This window comes from Promicromonospora kroppenstedtii (assembly GCF_044389675.1).
GTDB classification, from domain to species: Bacteria; Actinomycetota; Actinomycetes; order Actinomycetales; family Cellulomonadaceae; genus Promicromonospora; species Promicromonospora kroppenstedtii.
Genome location: NZ_JBIRYI010000002.1, coordinates 137,379 through 156,387 on the forward strand (window position 1 = coordinate 137,379; position 19,009 = coordinate 156,387).

General features: G+C 73.5%; 15 protein-coding genes. 10 read left to right on the forward strand and 5 right to left on the reverse strand.

The features are described 5' to 3' along the window. Nucleotides 1-10: 10 nt before the first annotated feature. From ACH47X_RS04440 to ACH47X_RS04465, 6 genes are all read left to right on the forward strand, one after another. Complete coding sequence (locus ACH47X_RS04440; RefSeq protein WP_397401789.1) at nt 11-1,402, forward strand: MFS transporter; 1,392 nt, start codon at nt 11-13, stop codon at nt 1,400-1,402. Continuing rightward, nucleotides 1,399-2,307: a dihydrodipicolinate synthase family protein gene (locus ACH47X_RS04445; protein WP_397401791.1), complete on the forward strand. Its 909-nt coding sequence runs from the start codon at nt 1,399-1,401 to the stop codon at nt 2,305-2,307. Before ACH47X_RS04440 ends, ACH47X_RS04445 begins: the two co-directional genes overlap by 4 nt. Then, on the forward strand, nt 2,304-3,452 hold the full coding sequence (locus tag ACH47X_RS04450; protein ID WP_397401793.1) for a mandelate racemase/muconate lactonizing enzyme family protein: 1,149 nt from the start codon (nt 2,304-2,306) through the stop codon (nt 3,450-3,452). The genes ACH47X_RS04445 and ACH47X_RS04450 overlap by 4 nt, the downstream gene beginning before the upstream one ends. Beyond that, the gene (locus ACH47X_RS04455; RefSeq protein WP_397401795.1) at nt 3,443-4,963 is read left to right on the forward strand and encodes an aldehyde dehydrogenase family protein; all 1,521 of its coding nucleotides are present in this window, start codon (nt 3,443-3,445) and stop codon (nt 4,961-4,963) included. Before ACH47X_RS04450 ends, ACH47X_RS04455 begins: the two co-directional genes overlap by 10 nt. Before the next feature lie 524 nt (nt 4,964-5,487). Beyond that, nucleotides 5,488-6,924, forward strand: coding sequence for a hypothetical protein (locus ACH47X_RS04460; protein ID WP_397401797.1), 1,437 nt, complete (start codon nt 5,488-5,490; stop codon nt 6,922-6,924). Nucleotides 6,925-7,049: 125 nt separating this feature from the next. Beyond that, a complete protein-coding gene (locus ACH47X_RS04465; RefSeq protein WP_142034643.1) occupies nt 7,050-7,352 on the forward strand; it encodes a hypothetical protein in 303 nt (100 codons plus the stop codon). A 21-nt stretch (nt 7,353-7,373) separates the two neighbouring features. Here ACH47X_RS04465 and ACH47X_RS04470 read toward each other — a convergent pair whose 3' ends face one another. After that, on the reverse strand, nt 7,374-8,069 hold the full coding sequence (locus ACH47X_RS04470) for a hypothetical protein (RefSeq protein WP_397401799.1): 696 nt from the start codon (nt 8,067-8,069) through the stop codon (nt 7,374-7,376). Between the two features lie 151 nt (nt 8,070-8,220). On the opposite strand from ACH47X_RS04470, the gene ACH47X_RS04475 reads away from it, so the two are divergent. Both ACH47X_RS04475 and ACH47X_RS04480 read left to right on the forward strand, forming a co-directional pair. Beyond that, nucleotides 8,221-8,862 carry a hypothetical protein gene (locus ACH47X_RS04475; protein ID WP_397401801.1) on the forward strand — a complete coding sequence of 214 codons (642 nt, stop codon included), beginning with the start codon at nt 8,221-8,223 and terminating at the stop codon, nt 8,860-8,862. A gap of 185 nt (nt 8,863-9,047) precedes the next feature. Beyond that, a complete protein-coding gene (locus ACH47X_RS04480; protein ID WP_397401803.1) occupies nt 9,048-12,668 on the forward strand; it encodes a glycoside hydrolase family 97 catalytic domain-containing protein in 3,621 nt (1,206 codons plus the stop codon). A gap of 18 nt (nt 12,669-12,686) precedes the next feature. Here the strand turns inward: ACH47X_RS04480 and ACH47X_RS04485 are convergent, their stop codons facing one another. Further along, complete coding sequence (locus ACH47X_RS04485; RefSeq protein ID WP_397401805.1) at nt 12,687-13,493, reverse strand: SDR family NAD(P)-dependent oxidoreductase; 807 nt, start codon at nt 13,491-13,493, stop codon at nt 12,687-12,689. Between the two features lie 168 nt (nt 13,494-13,661). On the opposite strand from ACH47X_RS04485, the gene ACH47X_RS04490 reads away from it, so the two are divergent. Further along, the gene (locus tag ACH47X_RS04490; protein WP_397401807.1) at nt 13,662-14,306 is read left to right on the forward strand and encodes an RICIN domain-containing protein; all 645 of its coding nucleotides are present in this window, start codon (nt 13,662-13,664) and stop codon (nt 14,304-14,306) included. 294 nt (nt 14,307-14,600) lie between these two features. Here the strand turns inward: ACH47X_RS04490 and ACH47X_RS04495 are convergent, their stop codons facing one another. From ACH47X_RS04495 to ACH47X_RS04505, 3 genes are all read right to left on the reverse strand, one after another. After that, nucleotides 14,601-15,089: a heme-degrading domain-containing protein gene (locus ACH47X_RS04495; RefSeq protein WP_397401809.1), complete on the reverse strand. Its 489-nt coding sequence runs from the start codon at nt 15,087-15,089 to the stop codon at nt 14,601-14,603. A 259-nt stretch (nt 15,090-15,348) separates the two neighbouring features. Beyond that, nucleotides 15,349-17,274 carry a glycoside hydrolase family 76 protein gene (locus ACH47X_RS04500; protein ID WP_397401811.1) on the reverse strand — a complete coding sequence of 642 codons (1,926 nt, stop codon included), beginning with the start codon at nt 17,272-17,274 and terminating at the stop codon, nt 15,349-15,351. A gap of 291 nt (nt 17,275-17,565) precedes the next feature. Continuing rightward, on the reverse strand, nt 17,566-18,252 hold the full coding sequence (locus tag ACH47X_RS04505; protein WP_397401813.1) for a MarR family winged helix-turn-helix transcriptional regulator: 687 nt from the start codon (nt 18,250-18,252) through the stop codon (nt 17,566-17,568). Nucleotides 18,253-18,363: 111 nt separating this feature from the next. Between ACH47X_RS04505 and ACH47X_RS04510 the strand changes: the two genes are divergently transcribed. Then, on the forward strand, nt 18,364-18,942 hold the full coding sequence (locus ACH47X_RS04510; protein ID WP_142034628.1) for an NADPH-dependent F420 reductase: 579 nt from the start codon (nt 18,364-18,366) through the stop codon (nt 18,940-18,942). Nucleotides 18,943-19,009: the final 67 nt, after the last annotated feature.

A 19,009-nucleotide genomic window follows, 5' to 3' on the forward strand; every position in this document is an offset into this window, starting at 1 on the left:
AGGAGCAACGATGCTCAATAGTACAAAGCAGCCCGTGGCTGTCGCGGCCCGCGCGCGGCGCAGCCAGATGCGCTGGACGATCGTCGCGTTCTCGGCGCTCGGCCTGACCATCGCCTACCTCGACCGCGCCGCCCTCAGCGTCGCGCTGCCGTTCATCTCGGAGGACTTCCACATCAGCCCGGCCGTCCAGGGCGTGCTGCTGTCGTCGTTCTTCTGGACCTACGCCCTGTTCCAGGTGCCGTCGGGCTGGCTCCTGGACAAGTTCGGGCCACGCGTGATCTACCCCATCGCCGTGGGCTGGTGGTCGGTCTGGACGGCACTGACCGCCTTCGCGACGGGCGTCACGAGCCTGATCGTCTTCCGGCTCGGCCTCGGTATCGGCGAGGCGCCGGTGCAGCCGGCGAACATCAAGGTGGTCTCCACCTGGTTCCCGCGCCGTGAGCGAGCGTTCGCCTCCAGCCTGTTCGACATGGGCCAGCAGATCGGCTCCGCCCTCTCCATCCCGATCGTCACGTCCATCGCGGTCTTCGCGGGCTGGCGCTGGACGTTCGTGGTGATCGGCGCCGTCGGCCTGCTCTGGATCCTGGGCTGGCTCGCGATCTACCGCGCCCCGCAGAACCACAAGCGCGTCAACGCCGCCGAGCTCGACCACATCCGCTCCGACCAGGCCGAGATGGTGCGGCACAGCGGCGAGGAGGTGCGCTGGAGCACGCTGCTGCGCGACAACCAGACCTGGGCGCTCCTGCTCGGCTACGTCTTCCGCTCGCTCGCCGGTGCGTTCTTCCTGACCTGGTACCCCAGCTACCTGCTCAACGAGCGCGGGTTCACCGAGGCCGAGTTCGGCATGGTCGGCGCGCTGCCCGCCGTGATCGGCATCGGGTCCACGGTGCTGGGCGGCATCGTCTCCGACCGCATGCTCGCGAGCGGCCTGTCCCCGAACGTGGCCCGCAAGGTGCCGATCATCTCGGGCCTCGTCCTCAGCGCGTGCATCGGGTTCAGCCCGTTCGTGGAGAGCAACGTGGTGCTCATGGTGGTCCTCACGGTCTCCAGCGCCGCCCACTCCTTCGCGGGTGCGGCCATCCTCAGCCTCCCCGCCGAGGTCTCCCCCAGCCCCGACCGCGTCGGCTCGCTGGCCGGCTTCCAGAACTTCGGCTCGCAGCTCGGCAACCTGATCAGCCCGATCGCCATCGGCCTGGCCCTGACGGCGTCGAACGGCTCCTACCTGTGGCCTCTCGTGTTCGCCGCGATCAGCTGCCTGGTCAGCGCCGCCGTCTACGGCTTCTGGGTGCGCATCAAGCCCGTCGAGCAGCAGGACGGCCGGACGGGCACCGACACGCCCGCCGACCCGCAGGACCCCGCCGGATCCCCGCGGACCGGCACCCCTCAGAACGGAGAATCATGACCGGGTACCACGACATCGTCGAACGCCTGCGGACGGTCGTCGGCATCCCCGTCGTCCCCTACGCGCCCGACGGCGCCGTCGACCTCGCCCTGACCGGGCGGCTCGCCGGCCGTCTGGTCGACGCCGGGCTGGGCGCGATCACCCCCAACGGCAACACCGGCGAGTTCTACGCCCTGACCCCGCGGGAGCGGGCCGACGTCGCCCGCGCGGTCACCGACGCCGCGGGCGACCGCGCGGTCGTCGTCGTCGGGGTGGGGCTGGACCCGGCGACGGCGCAGGCCGAGGCCCGGGCGGCCGCCGACCTGGGCGCGCACGCCGTCATGGTGCACCAGCCGGTGCTGCCGTACATGTCGCGGCAGGGCTGGGTCGAGTACACGGCCGCCGTCGCGCACGCCGCGGGTGGCCTCGCCGTGCTGCCGTACGTGAGCTCCCCCGTGATCCGGGGCACGGACATCGCGGCGCTCGCGCAGGCCGCGGACAACGTGGTGGGCATCAAGTACTCCGTGCCGGACCCGGTCGCGTTCGCCGAGACGGTGCAGGACACCGACGCCGACCTGCTGTGGATCGCCGGGCTGGCCGAGTCCTACGCGCCGTCGGCGTGGCAGGCGGGAGCCCGCGCGTTCACGTCGGGCCTGGTCAACGTGGCGCCCGACGTCTCGTTCGATCTCCTGGACGCCCTGAAGCAGGACGACGGCGCCCGCGCGTCGGCGGTGTGGCGCCGCATCCGGGAGTTCGAGCAGCTCCGGGCCCGCGACCGGTCGGCCGACAACGTGTCGGTGGTCAAGGAGGCCATGCACCAGATGGGCCTGTGCGACCGCTCCGTGCGGCCGCCCAGCACCGTCCTGGGCGAGGCCGACCGCGCCGCGATCACGCGCATCCTCGACGACTGGAAGGCCTCGGCATGACCACCGGAACGAAGATCGCCCGGCTGACCACCTACCTCCAGCGGGTGGGCAACCGCCCGCGCGTGCTGCTGCGGATCACCACCGACGGGGGCCTCGACGGCTGGGCCGAGATCTACAACCACGGCCCCGACCTGGCCTACCCCGCGATCGTCGAGTACCTCGGCGACCAGATCGCGGGCATCGACGCCACCCGCGTCGCGTACGTGAACCAGCTGCTGCACCAGTCGGCCCGGTTCCCGCAGGGGGCGCTGGGCCTGGCCGCCATCGCCGCGGTGGACCACGCGCTGTGGGACATCGCGGCGAAGGCCGCCGGCGTGCCCGTGTACCAGCTGCTCGGCGGCGCCGTCCGCGACCGGGTGCGGGTGTACGCGGGCCTGTACGACGCGCCCGACGTACCGCAGCTGGTCGAGCGCACGGCCGCGCTGCACGAGAACCACGGCGTGGACGCGTTCAAGCTCAGCCCCTACCGCCGCGACCTGCACCGGTCGCGGTTCGGGCTGGTCGCCCGCGAGCTCGGCGACTGGTTCGGGCAGATCCGCGAGAGCCACCCCGAGGAGTGGGAGTTCGCGTTCGACGCCCACGGCTGCCTCTGGGAGCCGCGCCAGGCCGTGGACCTCGCGGCGGCGCTCGCGCCGAACGAGCCGCTGTTCCTCGAGGAGCCCATCCGCCCCGAGTACCTGCCCGCGTGGGGCCGGATCCGCAGCGAGATGACGGTCCCGCTCGCCACGGGCGAGTCGCTGTACTCGCCGAACGAGTTCCTCGGCCTGCTGACCGTGCAGGGCGCCGACATCGTCCAGCCCGACATCGCCGTGGTGGGCGGACTGACCCAGATGCGCAAGATCGCGACGCTCGCCGAGGCGCACGACGTGCCCGTGGCACCCCACAACCCGCTGGGGCCGCTCGCGACGGCGGCCAACGTGCACTTCGCGGCGGCCACGTGGAACTTCTCGATCCTCGAGTACAAGCCGGACGACGTCTCCTGGTGCCACGACCCGTACGTGCCGGTCGACGGCCACCTGGAGCTGCGGCCGGACCGGCCCGGCTGGGGCATCGAGATCGACGAGTCCGCGCTGGCCACCGACGACTGGGTGCACTGGGAGCGCACGGTGCCCGTGCGCCGGGACGGGTCGACGGCATGGATGTGACGACGAGCCCCGTGACCTCGCGGGACGCGCGGACCGGCGAGGTCCGGGAGCTGCCGGTGCGCGAGACCGCACCGGCCGCCCTGGACGACGTCGCCCGACGCGCCGCCGCGGCAGCCGGCGAGCTGGCCGCGTGGCCCCGCGCCCGGCGTGCCGAGCTCCTGGACGCGCTCGCCGACGCCCTGGACGCCGAACGGGACGCCCTGGTCGCCGAGGCCGACCGGGAGACGGCCCTGGGCCCCGCCCGGCTCGGCGGCGAGCTCACCCGCACGGCGTACCAGCTGCGCACGTTCGCGCGCATGGTGCTCGACGGCGGCTACCTCGAGGCGACGATCGACCACGCGGGCGACACGCCCATGGGCCCGCGCCCCGACCTGCGCCGCATGCTGGTGCCACTCGGGCCCGTGGCCGTCTACGCGGCGAGCAACTTCCCGTTCGCGTTCTCCGTGCTGGGCGGCGACACCGCCTCGGCGCTGGCGGCGGGCAACCCCGTCGTCGTCAAGGCCCACCCCGGGCACCCCGCGACGTCGGAGCGCGTGGCGCGGCTCGCCGAGCACGTGGCCGCCGCGGTGGGCGCGCCCGCGGGCACGTTCGCCCTGGTGCACGGGTTCGACGCGGGCGTCGCCCTGGTGTCGCACCCCGCGATCCGGGCGGCCGGGTTCACCGGTTCGCTCGCCGGCGGTCGTGCCCTGGCCGACGCCGCAGCCGCGCGGCCCGCGCCCATCCCGTTCTACGGGGAGCTCAGCAGCATCAACCCCGTGCTGGTCACGCCGTCCGCCGCCCGTGCCAAGGCCGACGAGTACGGCGCCGGCCTGGCCGGATCGGTGCTCCAGGGCGGCGGGCAGTTCTGCACCAAGCCGGGGCTCGTGCTGGTCCCCACGGGAGCCGACGGCGACCGGGTGGTCGACGCGTTCGGCCGCGCCATCGGCGCGGCGCCGGCGCTGCCCGCGCTCACGGCGGGCATGGCGTCCGCGTACGAGCAGGGCCTGACGGCCCGGGCCGACGACGCCGTCCTGCGCGCCCAGGGCGAGGCCGCCGGTCCCGGAGCCACACGGCCCGCGCTCCTGGAGGTCGACGCCGCCGCGCTCACCGCCCGGCTCGTCGAGGAGTGCTTCGGACCGCTCGCCGTCGTCGTGCGGTACACGGACGAGGCCGAGGCCGTTGCCGTCGTCGGGCACGTGGAAGGGTCGCTCACCGCGAGCATCCTGACCGGCGGCGCCGACGACGCCGACCTGCCCGCCGCCCGGGCGGCGCTCGCGGCGCGGGCCGGGCGCGTGCTGTACGACGGGTACCCGACCGGGGTCGCCGTCGCCTGGGCGCAGCATCACGGCGGGCCGTGGCCGTCCACCAACACCCTGCACACGTCGGTCGGCGCGACGGCGATCCGCCGGTTCCTGCGACCGCTCGCGTGGCAGCAGGCGCCGGAGCACGCCCTGCCGCCGGAGCTGCGGGACGGTGCCGGGCTGGTACCGGTTCGGGTCGACGGGGAGCTGGTGCTTCCCGAGGCGGGCTGACCCCGAGCGCCGTCGGGGCGACAACAAGCGGCCCCGCGGCTGTGGAGGCCGCGGGGCCGCTCGATCCGCTGTCTCATTCGGATCCCGCCGGCGCTCTCGCGCCGGAAGTCTGCGGAGAGTCTAGCCGATCCCCCCGTCCTCGCGGAGTGGGTGAACTGGCGCGTTCACGGCGCGGCTCCCGATACGGCCGCGTATCGTCGCAGGTGCCACAGCATCGGGCAGCACGGCGGGCCCGTCCGGCGGCTCGCCGCGGACGGTCCGGGGCGTGCCCGCCCGGTCCGTTCCCGCGGGAGGCTCCGCGACCGGCGCTCGTCCGCCGGCCGTGCGGTGGGCTCCGTGGACCGCCCGCGTGCCTCGGGCCCGGGCGTAACGCAGGACGAAGCGAGCGGCGCTCGGTCCTCCGACCCGCCACGTGACCGCCGGATCGCCCGCGGTCCACGAGCCACCGGTGCCCGGTACGGCAGGCAGGTACCCGGCACGGTCCCACCGGCGGCGCCTTCTCGCGCGGCTGGAAGGAGATCGGGATGACCTCGAACCGCGGGAGCAGGAAGAGCAGGAGCAGCGGCCTGAGCTATCAGGCCTGTGCGGTGATCATCGCTGTCGGCGGGATGTGCGCCTGGGTCGCGCACGACTTCCTGGCGGGCACCCCGACGCCGACGCCCGCAGCGGCGCCGGCCACCCCCGGGCAGGCGGGCGACGTGTACGTGACGGCGCCGCAGGCGGCCGCGCCGCCGGTCGTGCTCATGGTCGCGCCGGACGGGACGGTGTCCGCGGGGGTCGTGTCCGGTGCGGCGCCCGACGCAGGCGCGGCGCCGAGCGCCGCGGGGCCGGGCGGCACGGCGTCGAGCGGGCCGGTGCCGGTGCGGCCGTCGTCGGTGCGGCCCTCGTCGGTGCGGCCCTCGCCCGTAGGCGGCACCGGCAGCGCGGGCGGTACCAGCGGCGCTGCCGGCGGGTCCGCGCCGGCGCTGACGGCGGGGACCCCGTCGTCGACGTCCCAGGTGACGGGACCAGGCACGGCCGCCGTGCCGGTGATCGTGCAGGGGCGCCGGGTCAGCTATCAGGTGCTCGCCGCGGACGGCTCGATCGTCTACGTCGGCGCCGACGGGCAGCTGGTGGCGAACACCGGCGCGGTCTCGTCGAGCGGCGTGCTCGCGCTCGGGTCGACGGGCTCCGACCTGCGGTCCGGCCGGTCGGTGTCCGGGCCTGCGCCGGCGACACCCCTGTCGGCGTCGGGCACGCACCGGAACGACACGTTCGGAGGCATGTTCCTCGGGTCCGGGCCGGGCTCCGGGCGGTCCATGGCCATCAGCGGCTTCGAGGACCACTCGGTCAGCGTCGTCGGCGACGACCAGGTGGTCACGTACGACGACTCCAACGTGTTCCTGGGCCGGGACGGTCAGATCAACGCGAACACGGGCGACACCGACTCCAGCGGCCTCAACGCCGTCGACGTCACGGGATCGGTGGTCCGGTCGGGCAACTCGGGCGACGCCGAGGACGAGGAGGGCTCGGACGAGGAAGAGGACGAGGAGGGCTCGGACGAGGAAGAGGACGAGGAGGGCTCGGACGAGGAAGAGGACGAAGAAGACGAGGAGGAGGCGGCGGAGGACGGCCCCGCCGGCGCCGACGAGGACGAGGCGGCCGGTCCCCCTGTGCCCGCCACCGGCCCGCCCGCCGGGGCCGCGACGTCCGGCTACGCCACGGTGACCGACGAGGGAGCCTCCTCGGCCACGGGCCCTGGTGCGATCGTGGTCGGGGCCGACGGGTTCGACGACGTGTCGATCCGCAGCCGCGGCCAGCGCAACGTCGTCACCTACGACGACTCGAACGTCGTGATCGGGGGTTCCGGCCCGGTCAACACCCAGATCGGCGACAGCGACACCGGGGGCGCCGTCGTGATGGGCGTGCACGGCTCGGACGTGCGGGCGGGGTGCGAGGGCGACCTCTGCTACTCCGACTGACGCCGGGGTCGCCCGCCGTCGCGCCACGACGGCGGGCGACCCTGCCCACCGGTATAGCCGTGGCCGTCCCACGGACCTACGCTGGAGGGGTACCTTTCCGCGACGACGACGTGGCGGTGCCACCCATGGTCTGGTCGTTCCTGACGCGCCCGAAGCCGGCGCCCGACCCGCTGGTGACCCTGCGGCTGCAGGCTCGCCTCGGGCAGCTCGCGGCCGAGCTGCGCCACGTCGAGGAGGACCCCGGCCTGTACGCCCGCGCCCACCACTGGTTCGCGGTGCAGGGCGCGTACGACGCGCTGCTGCGCGAGGCGTGCCGCCTCGCCGAGCTGCCCACGGACGCTGACCCCCTGCGCGCGGACGAACGCTCCGCGGCCGACGAACGGCTGCGGGAGGAGCTGGAGCTCAGCTCCCGCGGCTGGTCGTGGTGAGGCCGCGGCGCAGGCGGACGATCAGGCCGGGGCGGCCTCACCGGCCCACGCTCGCAGGCCGCGCCGAGCGTCCTCGGACCGGACCCGGAGCACCGAGAACTCGTCGTCGTCGAACGCCGCCGTCTGGTGCAGGTAGTCGCGACGAGCCTGATCGGCGACGGCGAACTGCCACAGCAGCTCGGAGAGCTGCGCCTGCTCGGCCGCGGTCCGCCGCTCCGCTTCCTCGACCAGCCGCACGATGAACCTGTCCCGCCCCGGCATCGACGTCCGCACCACCGACGGCTCCTCGAGCTCCGCGATCTGCCGGACCGACCGACGGGTGTACCGGTCGCACACGATGGCGATCAGGCTGGTGACGGCGCCGTAGCCGAGCGCCACCGGCGTCGCGACGTCCGTCAGCGGATCCGTCGGCGGAACCACCACGGTGCTCGCCCAGACCGCGACCAGGATCAGCACGACGGGGAACGCGCACCACAGGGCGTTGGCGAGGCGGGACCACCGGAACCGGGCCCGTGCCACCCGCCCCAGCTCGTCGAACCGGGCCCTGATCCGCGCGACCTCTGCGGCTTCGGTACCGGGGTCGATCACCAGGACGTGCTGTTCCGACGCCTGGACGCGATCCTCGTGCCCCGAGATCGAGAAGAGCGACCCGCTCGCGAGGAGCCACAGGAGGCCGAGGAACCGGCCGGGGTTCGGCGCCAGCCAGACATGCTGCACGGGCCAGAGCGTAGTCCACCGTCGCTCCTGAGGTTCTGTTCAGGCCACGAGCTCCTGCCCGCAGAATCGAGCCTGAAACGTTGCAACCTCGTGGCTTGAACACAACCTCGTCAGTCGGCCAGCGAGAACGAGGGAGCACTAAGGTCAGGGCATGTTCCCCTGGCTAGAGATCGCCGGCTGGGTCGGCTCCGCGCTCGTCGTGCTCTCGCTGACGCAGGCGCGGGTGTTCCGCTTCCGCTGGCTCAACCTGACCGGCTCCCTGATCGCGACAACGTACAACGCGATCCTCGGGATCTGGCCGTTCTTCGCGATGAACGCCGCGATCAGCCTCATCAACATCTACTGGCTGCGCCGCCTGACCCGCGAGCGCCACGACGCCGCCGTCTACGAGGTGGTGGAGGTGGCGCCGGACGACGCGTACCTGCTGCACGTGCTGCGCACGCACGCGGCGGACATCGCGGGCTTCGCGCCGGGGTTCGTGGCGCTGCCGGAGCCCGACGAGCAGCGGTCGGCGTTCCTGGTGCAGCGCGGCGACGAGACCGTGGGCGTGGTGGAGGTGCGCGACGCCGGGAACGGCGCGGGTGTCGTCGAGCTCGACTGGGTGTCCAAGCGGTTCCGCGACCTGACTCCGGGCGAGTTCGTGTACCGGCGCAGCGGGATCTTCGCGACCAAGGGGTTCGACCGGGTCGTGGTGCCGCACGCCGCGCAGGGCGAGCAGGCGTACCTGCGCGGCGTGGGCTTCCGCCCGGAGGGCGACACGTGGGTGCGGGAGGTCACTGCCGGCTCGGGGTGAAAGCTCCGCCGCGCCTTGACAGTGCACAGCGCCCCTGGGAAAACTCACTTCTGCCGCTGGTCTGCATCGAGGCAATCCGGCGCTGCCGACACCGACGTCCGGGAGAGAACGTGCACCTGCCCTCAGGCAACCGAACCAGCGGCAGACCGCGAGACCCGCGCAGACGCCGCCAGGCGCCGGCCGCGGTGGCCGCCGCCCTGGCCATCCTGCTGCCCGCGGCCGTCGCGACCGCAGCCCCGGCGGCCGCGCAGGACACGGCGCAGGGCACGGCGCAGGAGGCCGAAGCGCTCGACGGCTGGACCGTGTCCTCGCCGGACCGCTCGATCGAGGCGGCCGTCGACGTCGTCGACGGCACCCTGACGTACGAGGTCGTGCGGGACGGGACCACCACCGTCGTCGCGCCGTCGGGCCTGGGGCTCACGCTGCGCGAGCCCGCGGTGGACCTGACCGAGGGCCTGGCCGTCACCTCCACCGAGCGCGACGTCGTCGACGAGACCTGGACACCGGCCTGGGGCAACGATGCCCGGGTGCAGAACCACGCCAACGAGCTCACGGTGCACGCCGTGCACGAGGCCTCGGGCGTCGAGCTGGACGTGGTCTTCCGGGTGTTCGACGACGGCGTCGGCTTCCGGTACGTCTTCCCCGAGCAGGACGCGCTCGGCGACGGCGTCGTCGTGTCCGGCGAGACCACGCAGTTCGCGCTGCCCGCCGACCTCACGGCGTACTCCATCCCGGCGGGCACGCGCTGGAGCGCGGACGAGCAGCACTACCGCACGCAGCCGCTGCCCGACGTCGCCTCCGCGCAGACGCCGATCACGATGTCCCGGGATGACGGCCTCTTCCTGGCCCTGCACGAGGCGGCCCTGATCGACTTCCCGAGCATGACCGTGGTCCGCGGCACGACGCCGGGCACCCTCGTCTCGGACCTCATCGCGCTGCCGAACGGCGACAAGGCCGTGATCGACGTGGACGCGGACGGTTTCGGCACGCCCTGGCGCACGCTCACCGTGGGCCGGAGCGCGGGCGACCTCGCGGCGTCGCACCTCATCGAGAACCTGAACGCCCCGTGCGCCATCTGCGACGTCGACTCCGACGACGACGGCGCCGCGGACACCACCGACTGGATCGACCCCGGCACGTACGTCGGGGTGTGGTGGGAGCTGCAGCGGCGCGACACCACCTGGAACGCCGGGCCCAAGCACGGCGCCACCACGGAGCGCATCAAGGAGTACGTCGACCTGGCCGTGGAGTCCGGCGCCAAGTACGTGCTGGCCGAGGGCTGGAACCAGAACGCGGGCGGCGAGTGGAAGGGGCAGGACTTCGTCACGCCCCAGGCCGACGTCGACATCGACGAGGTGCTGGCGTACGCCAAGGAGAACGGCGTCGGGTTCATGGCGCACAACGAGACACGCGGCTACGTCGACTACTACGACGCGCACATGGACGAGATCTTCGACCAGTACGAGGAGTGGGGCATCCACGCCCTGAAGACCGGGTACGCCACGCGGTTCGAGCTGGGCGGCGTGAACCGCAGCCACTACGACCAGGAGGCGGTCAAGCACTACCAGCGGGTCATCGAGTCCGCGGCCCGGCACGAGATCTCGATCAACGCCCACGAGGCCATCAAGCCGACCGGGCTGTCGCGCACCTACCCCAACATGATGACGGGCGAGGGCGTGGCGGGCATGGAGCAGCACAACTACATGGGCGCGAGCGGCAACCCGCCCGAGCAGGCCACGATCCTGCCGTTCACCCGGTGGATGGGCGGGCCCGCCGACTACACGCCGGGTGTGCTGGCCGTGACGTGGGACCCGGCGAACCTCAAGACCCGCGTGCAGACCACGACGACGGCTCAGCTCGCGCTCTACCCGACGTTCTCCAGCCCACTGCAGATGCTGGCCGACACGCCGGAGAACTACGCCGAGCACGCCGCGGCCTTCGCCTACCTCAAGGACATGCCGACCGTCTGGGACGAGTCCCACGTGCTCGACGCCGTCCTGGGCGACCACACCGTGACGGCGCGCCGCAGCGGCACCACCTGGTACCTCGGGTCGGTCGCCGACGAGAAGGACCGCACCGTCCAGGTGCCGCTGGAGTTCCTCGACGAGGGCACCACCTACGTGGCCGACGTCTACGCCGACGCCGGGGACGCCTCCTGGAAGGGCAACCCGACCGCCGTCGAGGTGACGCACTCGCTGGTGGACTCGACCGACACGATCTCGGCCTCCATGGTGGGCGGTGGCGGACACGCCGTGAAGCTGCGGCCGGCCACGCCCGAGGACCTCGCGGAGCTGTCCGACTACGCGCCGCCGGTGTTCACGCTGGAGGCGGCGCCGGTGGTCGCCTACGACGCGACGGCCGGGACCGTGACGGTCACCGCGACCGTCCGCAACGACGGCACCACGGCGGCGCAGGCCCGGATCGCCGTCGACGGCGAGACCGTCGCCGGGGCGGCGGGCCGGGTCGGCGGCGGCGCGTCCCGGACGTTCACCTTCGACGTCGCGGCCGACGACGTCGCCTACCGCACGGCGAACGCGCTGAGCGTCATCGGGCCGGACGGGACCGCCGGCAAGCCGGTGTCCGTGGCGCTCCTGCCGCGGCCGGACGGCACGTTGACGGACCTGCTGGACGAGGAGGCTCCGAACCTGGCACCGGCGCGCGCCGCACTGCTGCACCAGCGGGCCCAGGCGGCGCTGGACGCGGCCGCCGCGAACGACTTCGACGCCGTGCGCCGGGCCATGCAGGGAGTGCGGCACGCGGTGCTGACCTCCGGCACGGAGGCGGTCGGGCCGGACGTGGCGGAGCGGATCGACGCGCTGGTGACGCCGTACCTCGGCAGCGCGGCGGGGCTGTTCGGCATCCTCGCGCTGATCCGCGACGCCGAGGACGCCGACGCCGTCGACGGGCCGACCGCCGCGGACCTGCGCGAGCCGGCCGCCGAGGCGGTGGCGCACGCCCGGGCCGGCGACCCCGCGGCCATGAACGAGGCCCTGGCGGACCTGACGGAGCGGATCGAGGCGGCCGACGGCGACGGCGTGACTCTCGCGCGACTCCTGGCCGCGGTCGAGGCGCAGCACGCCGAGCAGGTGGCCGAGGCCGAGACGGCCACGCTGCTGGGCGGGGCACGCAGCAACGCCGAGCACCCTGGGTACACGGGAACCGGGTTCGTCCGCGACCTGTCCAAGGCCGGCGCGGGCGTGCGGTTCACCTACGAGGCCGCGGCGCCCACCACCGTCGAGGTGTCGTTCCGGTACGCGAACGGCATGGTCGTCGCGCCGCTCGACCGGCAGCTCTCCGTCGCCGTCGACGGCGGCAAGGCGCAGCCGGTCTCGTTCCCGAACCTGGGCCAGGGCGCCGACCGATGGCGCATCTGGGACTACTCCGCCGGCGTCCGCTTCACGCTGGCGGCCGGGCGGCACGAGATCCTGCTGCATCACACCGCCACCGACACGGGCAACATCAACCTGGACCACCTGCGCGTCACCGCGCAGCCCGGCGTGCTCACCGAGCCCGCGGCCGACGAGTGGGGCGCGAAGACCATCTACACGGCCGGTGACCAGGTCGCGTACGACGGCTCGCTGTGGCAGGCCTCGTGGTGGACCCAGAACCAGAAGCCCGGCGCGTCGGCGTACGGGCCGTGGCAGCAGATCGCCGAGGACTGGGACGGCACCGCCCTCTGGACGGCGTCACGGATCTTCGACACGGGCGACTTCGTGGTGCACGACGGCACGGTCTACGAGGCCAGGTGGTGGACCCGCAACCAGGCGCCGGGCGACAAGCACGGGCCGTGGCGGGCGGTCGACTGACCTTCCACGCGCGCGGCGTCAGGTGGCCTCCGGATCGGCCCCCTGCGCCGCGCGTCCGCCGTCGACGGGCAGCACGGCGCCGTTGACGAAGGCGGCGGCGCCCGAGAGCAGGAAGGCGACCGCCTCCGCGACCTCCGCGCCCGTGCCGACCCGGCCCAGCGGGTGCAGGGCGGCCATCTGCGCGTCCACGCCGGGGTGCTCGCTCCGGTAGGCCTCGTAGCGGTCGGTCGCGATCGACCCGAGCGCCACCGCGTTGGTCCGGATGCCGTGCCGCCCGTGGTCGACGGCGAGAGCCCGGGTCAGCGCCTCGACCGCGCCCTTGGCCGTGGCGTAGGGCAGGGCGCCGCGCACGGGCCGCTGCGCCTGGTGGGACGAGACGTTCACGATCGCCCCCGGCCGCCCGTACGCCAGCAGGTGCCCGACGGCGGCGTGGCAGCCGGTCACAGCGAGCGCGAGGTTCGCGGTGATCAGGCCCAGCACGTCGGAGGGCGGCGCGGTGATCGGCGCGTCCCGGAAGATCGCGGCATTGTTGACCCAGCCGCCCAGCGGGGCCAGCGCCTCCGCGGCGTCGGCGGCCCGGCGCGCGACGTCGGGGTCGGCCGCGTCTCCGCTGACCAGCGTCACGCCCGGGTGTTCTCGGTCCAGTGCCGTGGCGACGTCGAGGACGACGACGGGGCCGATGGCGGCCAGGCGCTCGGCGATGGTCCGGCCCACGCCCTGGGCGCCGCCGGTCACGACGTACGAGCGCGGGGCGGCGGGGTCGGCTGGTCGGGGCCTGCTCGGGCTGATCGGGTGCCGGCTGGTGTGCTTCGGGTACGCGGCCATCCTCCGATCCTGCACCCGGCGGACGTCCGGGACCGAGTAGGGTGCGGCGCGGAGCACGGGGACAATCCGGGCACGGCGCGGTCCGCACGGCGGCACGGTGCCCGGTCGAGGACGGGAAGAGCAACGGGCGGCGCGCCGGCGCCGTCGGGCAACGGAGGGAGCACGAGGGTGTACGACCAGGTCACAGCGCCGCGCCGCACTCCGTTCGGGCTGCTCGCGTGGGTGCTCGCCGTCGTGCTGGCGCTCGGCGCGATCGGGGGCACGGTGTGGGTGATGACGCGGGACGTGTCCGCCACGGACGCGGCCGGGCAGGCCTCGGCGTCGCCGAGCGCCGCGGTGCCGAGCCCGAGCGAGCCGACCGACGCCGAGCCGGTCAGTGACCCGGCGAGCCCGTCGCCGTCGCCCACCCCGACTCCCCCGCCGGCGCCGGCGCCCTTGACGCTGCAGAGCGTGGCCTCCGGCCGGTGCCTGGACGTGCCCGGCGGCGTGGCCACGGACGGTGCGGCACTGCAGATCTACGACTGCAACGGCTCGGCGGCGCAGCTCTGGACGACGTCCGCCGCCGGCGAGCTGCGCGTGCTGGACACCATGTGCCTGGACGACCCGAGCGGCGGGGCGCAGGGCACCCCGGCCCAGATCCGGACCTGTTCCGGCGGGGCGAACCAGCAGTGGACGCCGCAGGGCGACGGCACGGTGCGCAACGTCGCGACGGGCCTGTGCCTGGACGTGTCCGGCGGGGCGGTCGACAACCGCACGCCCGCGATCGTGTACGGCTGCCACGCCGGGGACAACCAGCGGTGGACGGTCTCGTGAGCGTGCCTCGGCCCGTCTGAGGCGACCTGGACCGCTCGGAGCCGAGCGAGACCGGGACCCTGGCGCCGAGCCGCCGAGCGCCTGGCCGCCGGGTCCCGGTGGCGGGGCCGAGGCAGGTCGGCGGCCCGCACGGGCGACGCATCTCCGGGCGGACCTCTCCAGCATGCGTGTCGCGCGGCGTGTCGCAGCGAGGCGAACCTAGGCCTGCGGGGTGGGTTGCTCCGCGTGGACAATGCGCACGCAGAGCAACACACCCCGGGTACATACGGTCGCCCCGCGGCGACACGGTGCTCCTCAGACCAGCGGCTGAGCCTCGACCAGCTCGCGCAGCGCCTCGACCACGAGGGCGTGGTCGTCCTGCTGCGCCAGCCCGGACACGGTCACCACGCCGACGATCCCCACGTCCGTCACGCGGACCGGGAACGCGCCGCCGTGCGCCGAGTACTCCTGGAACGGCAGGCCGTGCGTGGCGTTGAAGTCGGTGCCTTTGGCCTTGGCCCGCAGCCCCACGAGGTAGGACGACGCGCCGAACCGATAGACCACCGCCACCTTGCGCTGGACCCACGAGTCGTTGTCGGGCGTGGTGCCCGGCCGGGCCGCGTGGAACACCTGCTGGGTGCCCTTGCGGATGTCGATCGTCACGGGCAGGTCGCGCTCGACGGCGAGCTCGACGAGCAGGCTGCCGAGGCGCCAGGCCTGGTCGTGCGTGAAGGAGGGCAGCACGAGCTCGGCCTCCTGGGCCTCGACCTCGCTGATGATCGCGGAGACATCGGATTCGCTCATGGGGCCATCCTGCCCTGCCGGCCTTGCCGTGCCGACCCCGTCCTGCCCCGCTGCGCCGTGCCCTGCTGGCAACCCAGCCGCCGGCCCCGGCCGTCGACCCCGCCGTCGACCCCCACTGGGCCCCTCACCTTTGAGGCCTAAGTTTCTTGTCTTTGGACCGGTCCAAAGACAAGAAACTTAGGCCTCGAAGGAGATCGCAGCGATCGGACGGGCGGACCAGTCGGGCGGAACGGTCAGACCGAGAGGTCGAGCGGAGCGGTCAGGACGTCTCGTACGTCGCCGTCACGTGGTAGACGCCGCCGCCCCAGCCGTCGGCCGGGAAGGCGTCGGACACCCGGACGTAGGCGGCATTGTCGTCACCGAGGTGCTCGGTCAGGTCGAGCGTGTGCTCGGCGCGGTTGGAGCCGTCGCGGATCTGCTCGTCCTCGGTGAGCACCGTGGTCCAGGACTCGCCGTCCGGCCCCACCTCGACGACGTACTGGTTGTCGATCTCCAGGGTCACCTGGGCCGACGTCGTGCCCTCGGGGAACGGGAACCGGTAGACGAACGCGCTCTCGCCGTCGGCGTAGCGGCTGCCGCCGCCGCTGAAACCGGACCCGCCGGCGTCCCAGAGCCAGGGGATCTCCTCGGGCGATCCGGCCGCGAAGTCGACGACGCCCGCGACCAGCACCTCCGCGCGCGCGGTGTAGGTCAGGCCCGAGCGGGCGGTGACGGTGACGCTCACCGGGTAGCTGCCGTCGGCGGTGCCGACGGGAACCCGCACGTCCACGGGCACGGTCGCCCGCGCCGGGTCGGCGTGCCCGGTCGGGCTCAGCCGCAGTGTCCGGTCGGCCGTCACCTTCCAGCCGCGCGGTCCGGAGGTCCGCACGGTCAGCGGCAGCGCCTCCGGCCGGGCCGACGTCGCCTCCACCGTGACGTCGAGGCCCACCCGCGTGGCCGTGCCGGAGGCGGGCAGCACCGCCACCACCGCGGGCGAGGCCGCGGCGGAGAGGGTGCGGCGCGGCTGCTCCTGCGGCACGTCGGCGATCAGCGCGCTCAGGGCGCTGGCCTGGGTGCGCCAGTCGAACACGTTGGGCTGCTCTGCCGTCGCCCCGGCCCAGCGCAGGCCGAGCCGGCCCACGACGTCGCGGTCGTTCGCCCAGATCGAGTCCGCCTGGTCGGCGACGAACTGCTCGTAGGCGGGCTCACCCGTGGTGTCCGCCAGCTCCATCAGGTAGCGCGCGAAGATGCCCTTGAACTGCTTCTGGTTGTCGTCGCAGCTGCGACCGGCGGCCTCGCACCACTCGGTCAGCACGCCGTCCTTGACGAGCACGTCGGACTCCAGCGCGGAGTCGGCCAGGTAGCGGGCCTGCTCGAGGAGCTCCGGGTCGCCCGTGGCCCGCCACAGCTCCAGCGCCGCGCCGATGCCGAGGCCCTGGTTGTAGGTCCACACGGTGTCGTTGTTGCTGGAGCAGTCGTCGCGCAGCCCGTCATGGACCAGCCCGTCGGAGTTGATCATGCCGCTGGCCACGTACCAGTCCCACGCCTCCTGGGAGCGGTCCAGCCAGAGGGTGTCCCCGGGCAGGCGGTTGTGCAGCTCGGCCGTCAGCCGAATCCACTGGCCGTTGGTGACGGCGTTCTTGTAGGTGCGCTCCTCGTTCCACCAGATCCCGCCGCCGCAGGTGCTGGTGTCCCAGAACTCGTTCATGAACTCGCCGATGGTGACGGCCATGTCGAGGTACTTCTCGTCGCCGGTCAGGTCGTACGCGGTGACCCAGTTGAGCCCCCACCAGCCCGAGTCGTCGATGGCGCGGCTGGTGAAGTTGCCGTAGATCTCGTCGGTGGACCGCTCACCCGCCGGGAATGGGCCCTTGTTGGTCTCGAAGCTGTGGTCCAGCTCGTCCAGGTAGCTCTGGTCGCCCGTGCGCTTCATGTAGTCGCCGATGGTCTGCAGCGCGACGGCGGAGTTCCACCAGCTCGACGCGAACCACGCCTTCTCCGGGTCGTAGGAGTCCATCAGCACGTCGGCGGAGACCCGGGCGTCGGCCACGGCGGTGGCGGCGTCGACGTCGTCCGCCTGTGGTGCGGCGGACACCGGCACGGATTCGGTGGGTGGTGGCCCGGCGTGCGCCAGGGCGGCCGGTTGCAGGCCGGCGATCACGGCAACGGCCAGCAGGACACGTCGGGTACGACGGAACATCGACATCGATGGGCTCCTCCCCCTGGGCGCGGCGTTGCCCCCAGGCGCTCGTGATTTCACCCAAAACCTACCGGAGAAATGACAGCAATACACCTATTCGGTGCAGACCAACCGGCGCGGCGGGGGCCGCGCGGGCGGGGTGCCGCTGCGCGCTCACGCCAGGCAGGTGCGACCCGTCCCGGGGTTCCGCGTGCGGCCGGCGGCGGGACCGATACGCGAAGTGCGCTTCTACCCAGTCATCCGGCCCGGGGTCGGCGTGATTTTCGGGCCCAACGACTGGGCAGAAGCGCACTTTCGTTACCGGCGCGGGCGGGGCGGGTCGGCCGGGCAGGCCTCGGCCGCGAGCTGCTCCGGGTCGACGACCGCGGTCGGGTCCGCCGGGTCGGCTGGGCACTCCTCCGCCGCGGGGCGCACCGGGTCGGCCGGGCAGTCGTCGCCCGCCGCCGACACCCCGGACACCCCCGTCGCCGCCAACACCCCCGCCGCCCCCGCCGACGCCGCCGCAGCCGTCGCGGCCGTAACAGCCAGCCGGCGGTCCGGGTCGAGCCTCGTGAGGATCGCGAACGCGAGCCGCGCCAGGTCGTCGACGTCGCCCTCGGACAGCCCGTCGAGGATCATGCTGGACACCGCGTCGGCGTACAGCCCGGTGCCGTCCCGGTAGACCTGACGACCCTGGTCGGTGAGCACCGCGTTGGTCGCCCGCGCGTCCTCGGGGCAGGGCGCGCGCCGCACGAGGCCCTTGCGCTCCAGGCCCGTGACCACGCGCGACAGCCGGGCGAGCGTGGCGTTGGTGCGCGAGGCGAGGGCGCTGAGCCGCAGCTTGCCGCCGTCGGCCTCCGCGAGCGCCTCCAGCAGCGTGAACTCGAACGACGTGAGCCCGGCGGGCTGCATGCGCTTGTCCAGCGCCGTGGGCAGCAGCTCCAGCAGTGCGTGCAGGCGCGCGACGGCCACCCGTTCGGGGTACCGCAGCTGCCGTTCGCTCATGCCCTCACCCTACCAGGTGGTTGCACCTACAACTAAATGGGTCTATGGTCAGTGCTTGTAGGTACAACAATCTGGTTCGGGCAGCCCGGACCGTGTCCGAAGGAGCAGCACATGGCCAGCATCACGATCATCGGCACCGGCGCGATGGCGAACGCGATCGGCGGCGTCCTCGCCGGGGGCGGGCACGACGTCGCCCACATCGCCAAGGGCGAGGTCGGCACCGCGCCCGTCACCGGCGACATCGTGGTCCTCGCTGTCCCCTACCCCGCACTGGACGGCATCGCGTCCGCCTACGCCGAGCAGCTCGCCGGCAAGGTCGTCGTGGACATCACCAACCCGCTGAACTTCGAGACCTTCGACTCGCTGGTCGTGCCCGCGGGCTCCTCGGCCGCCGCCGAGCTCCAGGCCAAGCTGCCCGCCAGCCACGTGCTCAAGGCGTTCAACACCACGTTCGCCGCCACGCTCGGCGCCAAGCGCGTGGGTGACCTGCCCACCACGGTGCTGGTCGCCGGGGACGACGCCGCCGCCAAGCAGGCGCTGATCTCGGCCGTCACGTCCTCCGGCCTCGCCGCGATCGACGCCGGCTCGCTGGAGCGTGCGCACGAGCTGGAGGCCATCGGGTTCCTGCAGCTCACCCTCGCCGTCGGCGAGCAGCTCCCCTGGACCGGCGGCCTCGCCGTCGCCCGCTGAGCCTCGCCCACTGAGCCGAACCAGGCCTCACAAGCCGAGCCACCGACCCCCACCGACCCGGACTGGA

What these genes read in the sequence shown, in the direction of transcription:
- ACH47X_RS04465 (WP_142034643.1), top strand. Translation starts at nt 7,050, where the DNA reads ATGGTCTGGTCGTTCCTGACGCGCCCGAAGCCGGCGCCCGACCCGCTG.
- ACH47X_RS04455 (WP_397401795.1), top strand. Translation starts at nt 3,443, where the DNA reads ATGGATGTGACGACGAGCCCCGTGACCTCGCGGGACGCGCGGACCGGC.
- ACH47X_RS04510 (WP_142034628.1), top strand. Translation starts at nt 18,364, where the DNA reads ATGGCCAGCATCACGATCATCGGCACCGGCGCGATGGCGAACGCGATC.
- ACH47X_RS04460 (WP_397401797.1), top strand. Translation starts at nt 5,488, where the DNA reads ATGACCTCGAACCGCGGGAGCAGGAAGAGCAGGAGCAGCGGCCTGAGC.
- ACH47X_RS04445 (WP_397401791.1), top strand. Translation starts at nt 1,399, where the DNA reads ATGACCGGGTACCACGACATCGTCGAACGCCTGCGGACGGTCGTCGGC.
- ACH47X_RS04450 (WP_397401793.1), top strand. Translation starts at nt 2,304, where the DNA reads ATGACCACCGGAACGAAGATCGCCCGGCTGACCACCTACCTCCAGCGG.
- ACH47X_RS04495 (WP_397401809.1), bottom strand. Translation starts at nt 15,089, where the DNA reads ATGAGCGAATCCGATGTCTCCGCGATCATCAGCGAGGTCGAGGCCCAG.
- ACH47X_RS04500 (WP_397401811.1), bottom strand. Translation starts at nt 17,274, where the DNA reads ATGTCGATGTTCCGTCGTACCCGACGTGTCCTGCTGGCCGTTGCCGTG.
- ACH47X_RS04475 (WP_397401801.1), top strand. Translation starts at nt 8,221, where the DNA reads ATGTTCCCCTGGCTAGAGATCGCCGGCTGGGTCGGCTCCGCGCTCGTC.
- ACH47X_RS04485 (WP_397401805.1), bottom strand. Translation starts at nt 13,493, where the DNA reads ATGGCCGCGTACCCGAAGCACACCAGCCGGCACCCGATCAGCCCGAGC.
- ACH47X_RS04505 (WP_397401813.1), bottom strand. Translation starts at nt 18,252, where the DNA reads ATGAGCGAACGGCAGCTGCGGTACCCCGAACGGGTGGCCGTCGCGCGC.
- ACH47X_RS04440 (WP_397401789.1), top strand. Translation starts at nt 11, where the DNA reads ATGCTCAATAGTACAAAGCAGCCCGTGGCTGTCGCGGCCCGCGCGCGG.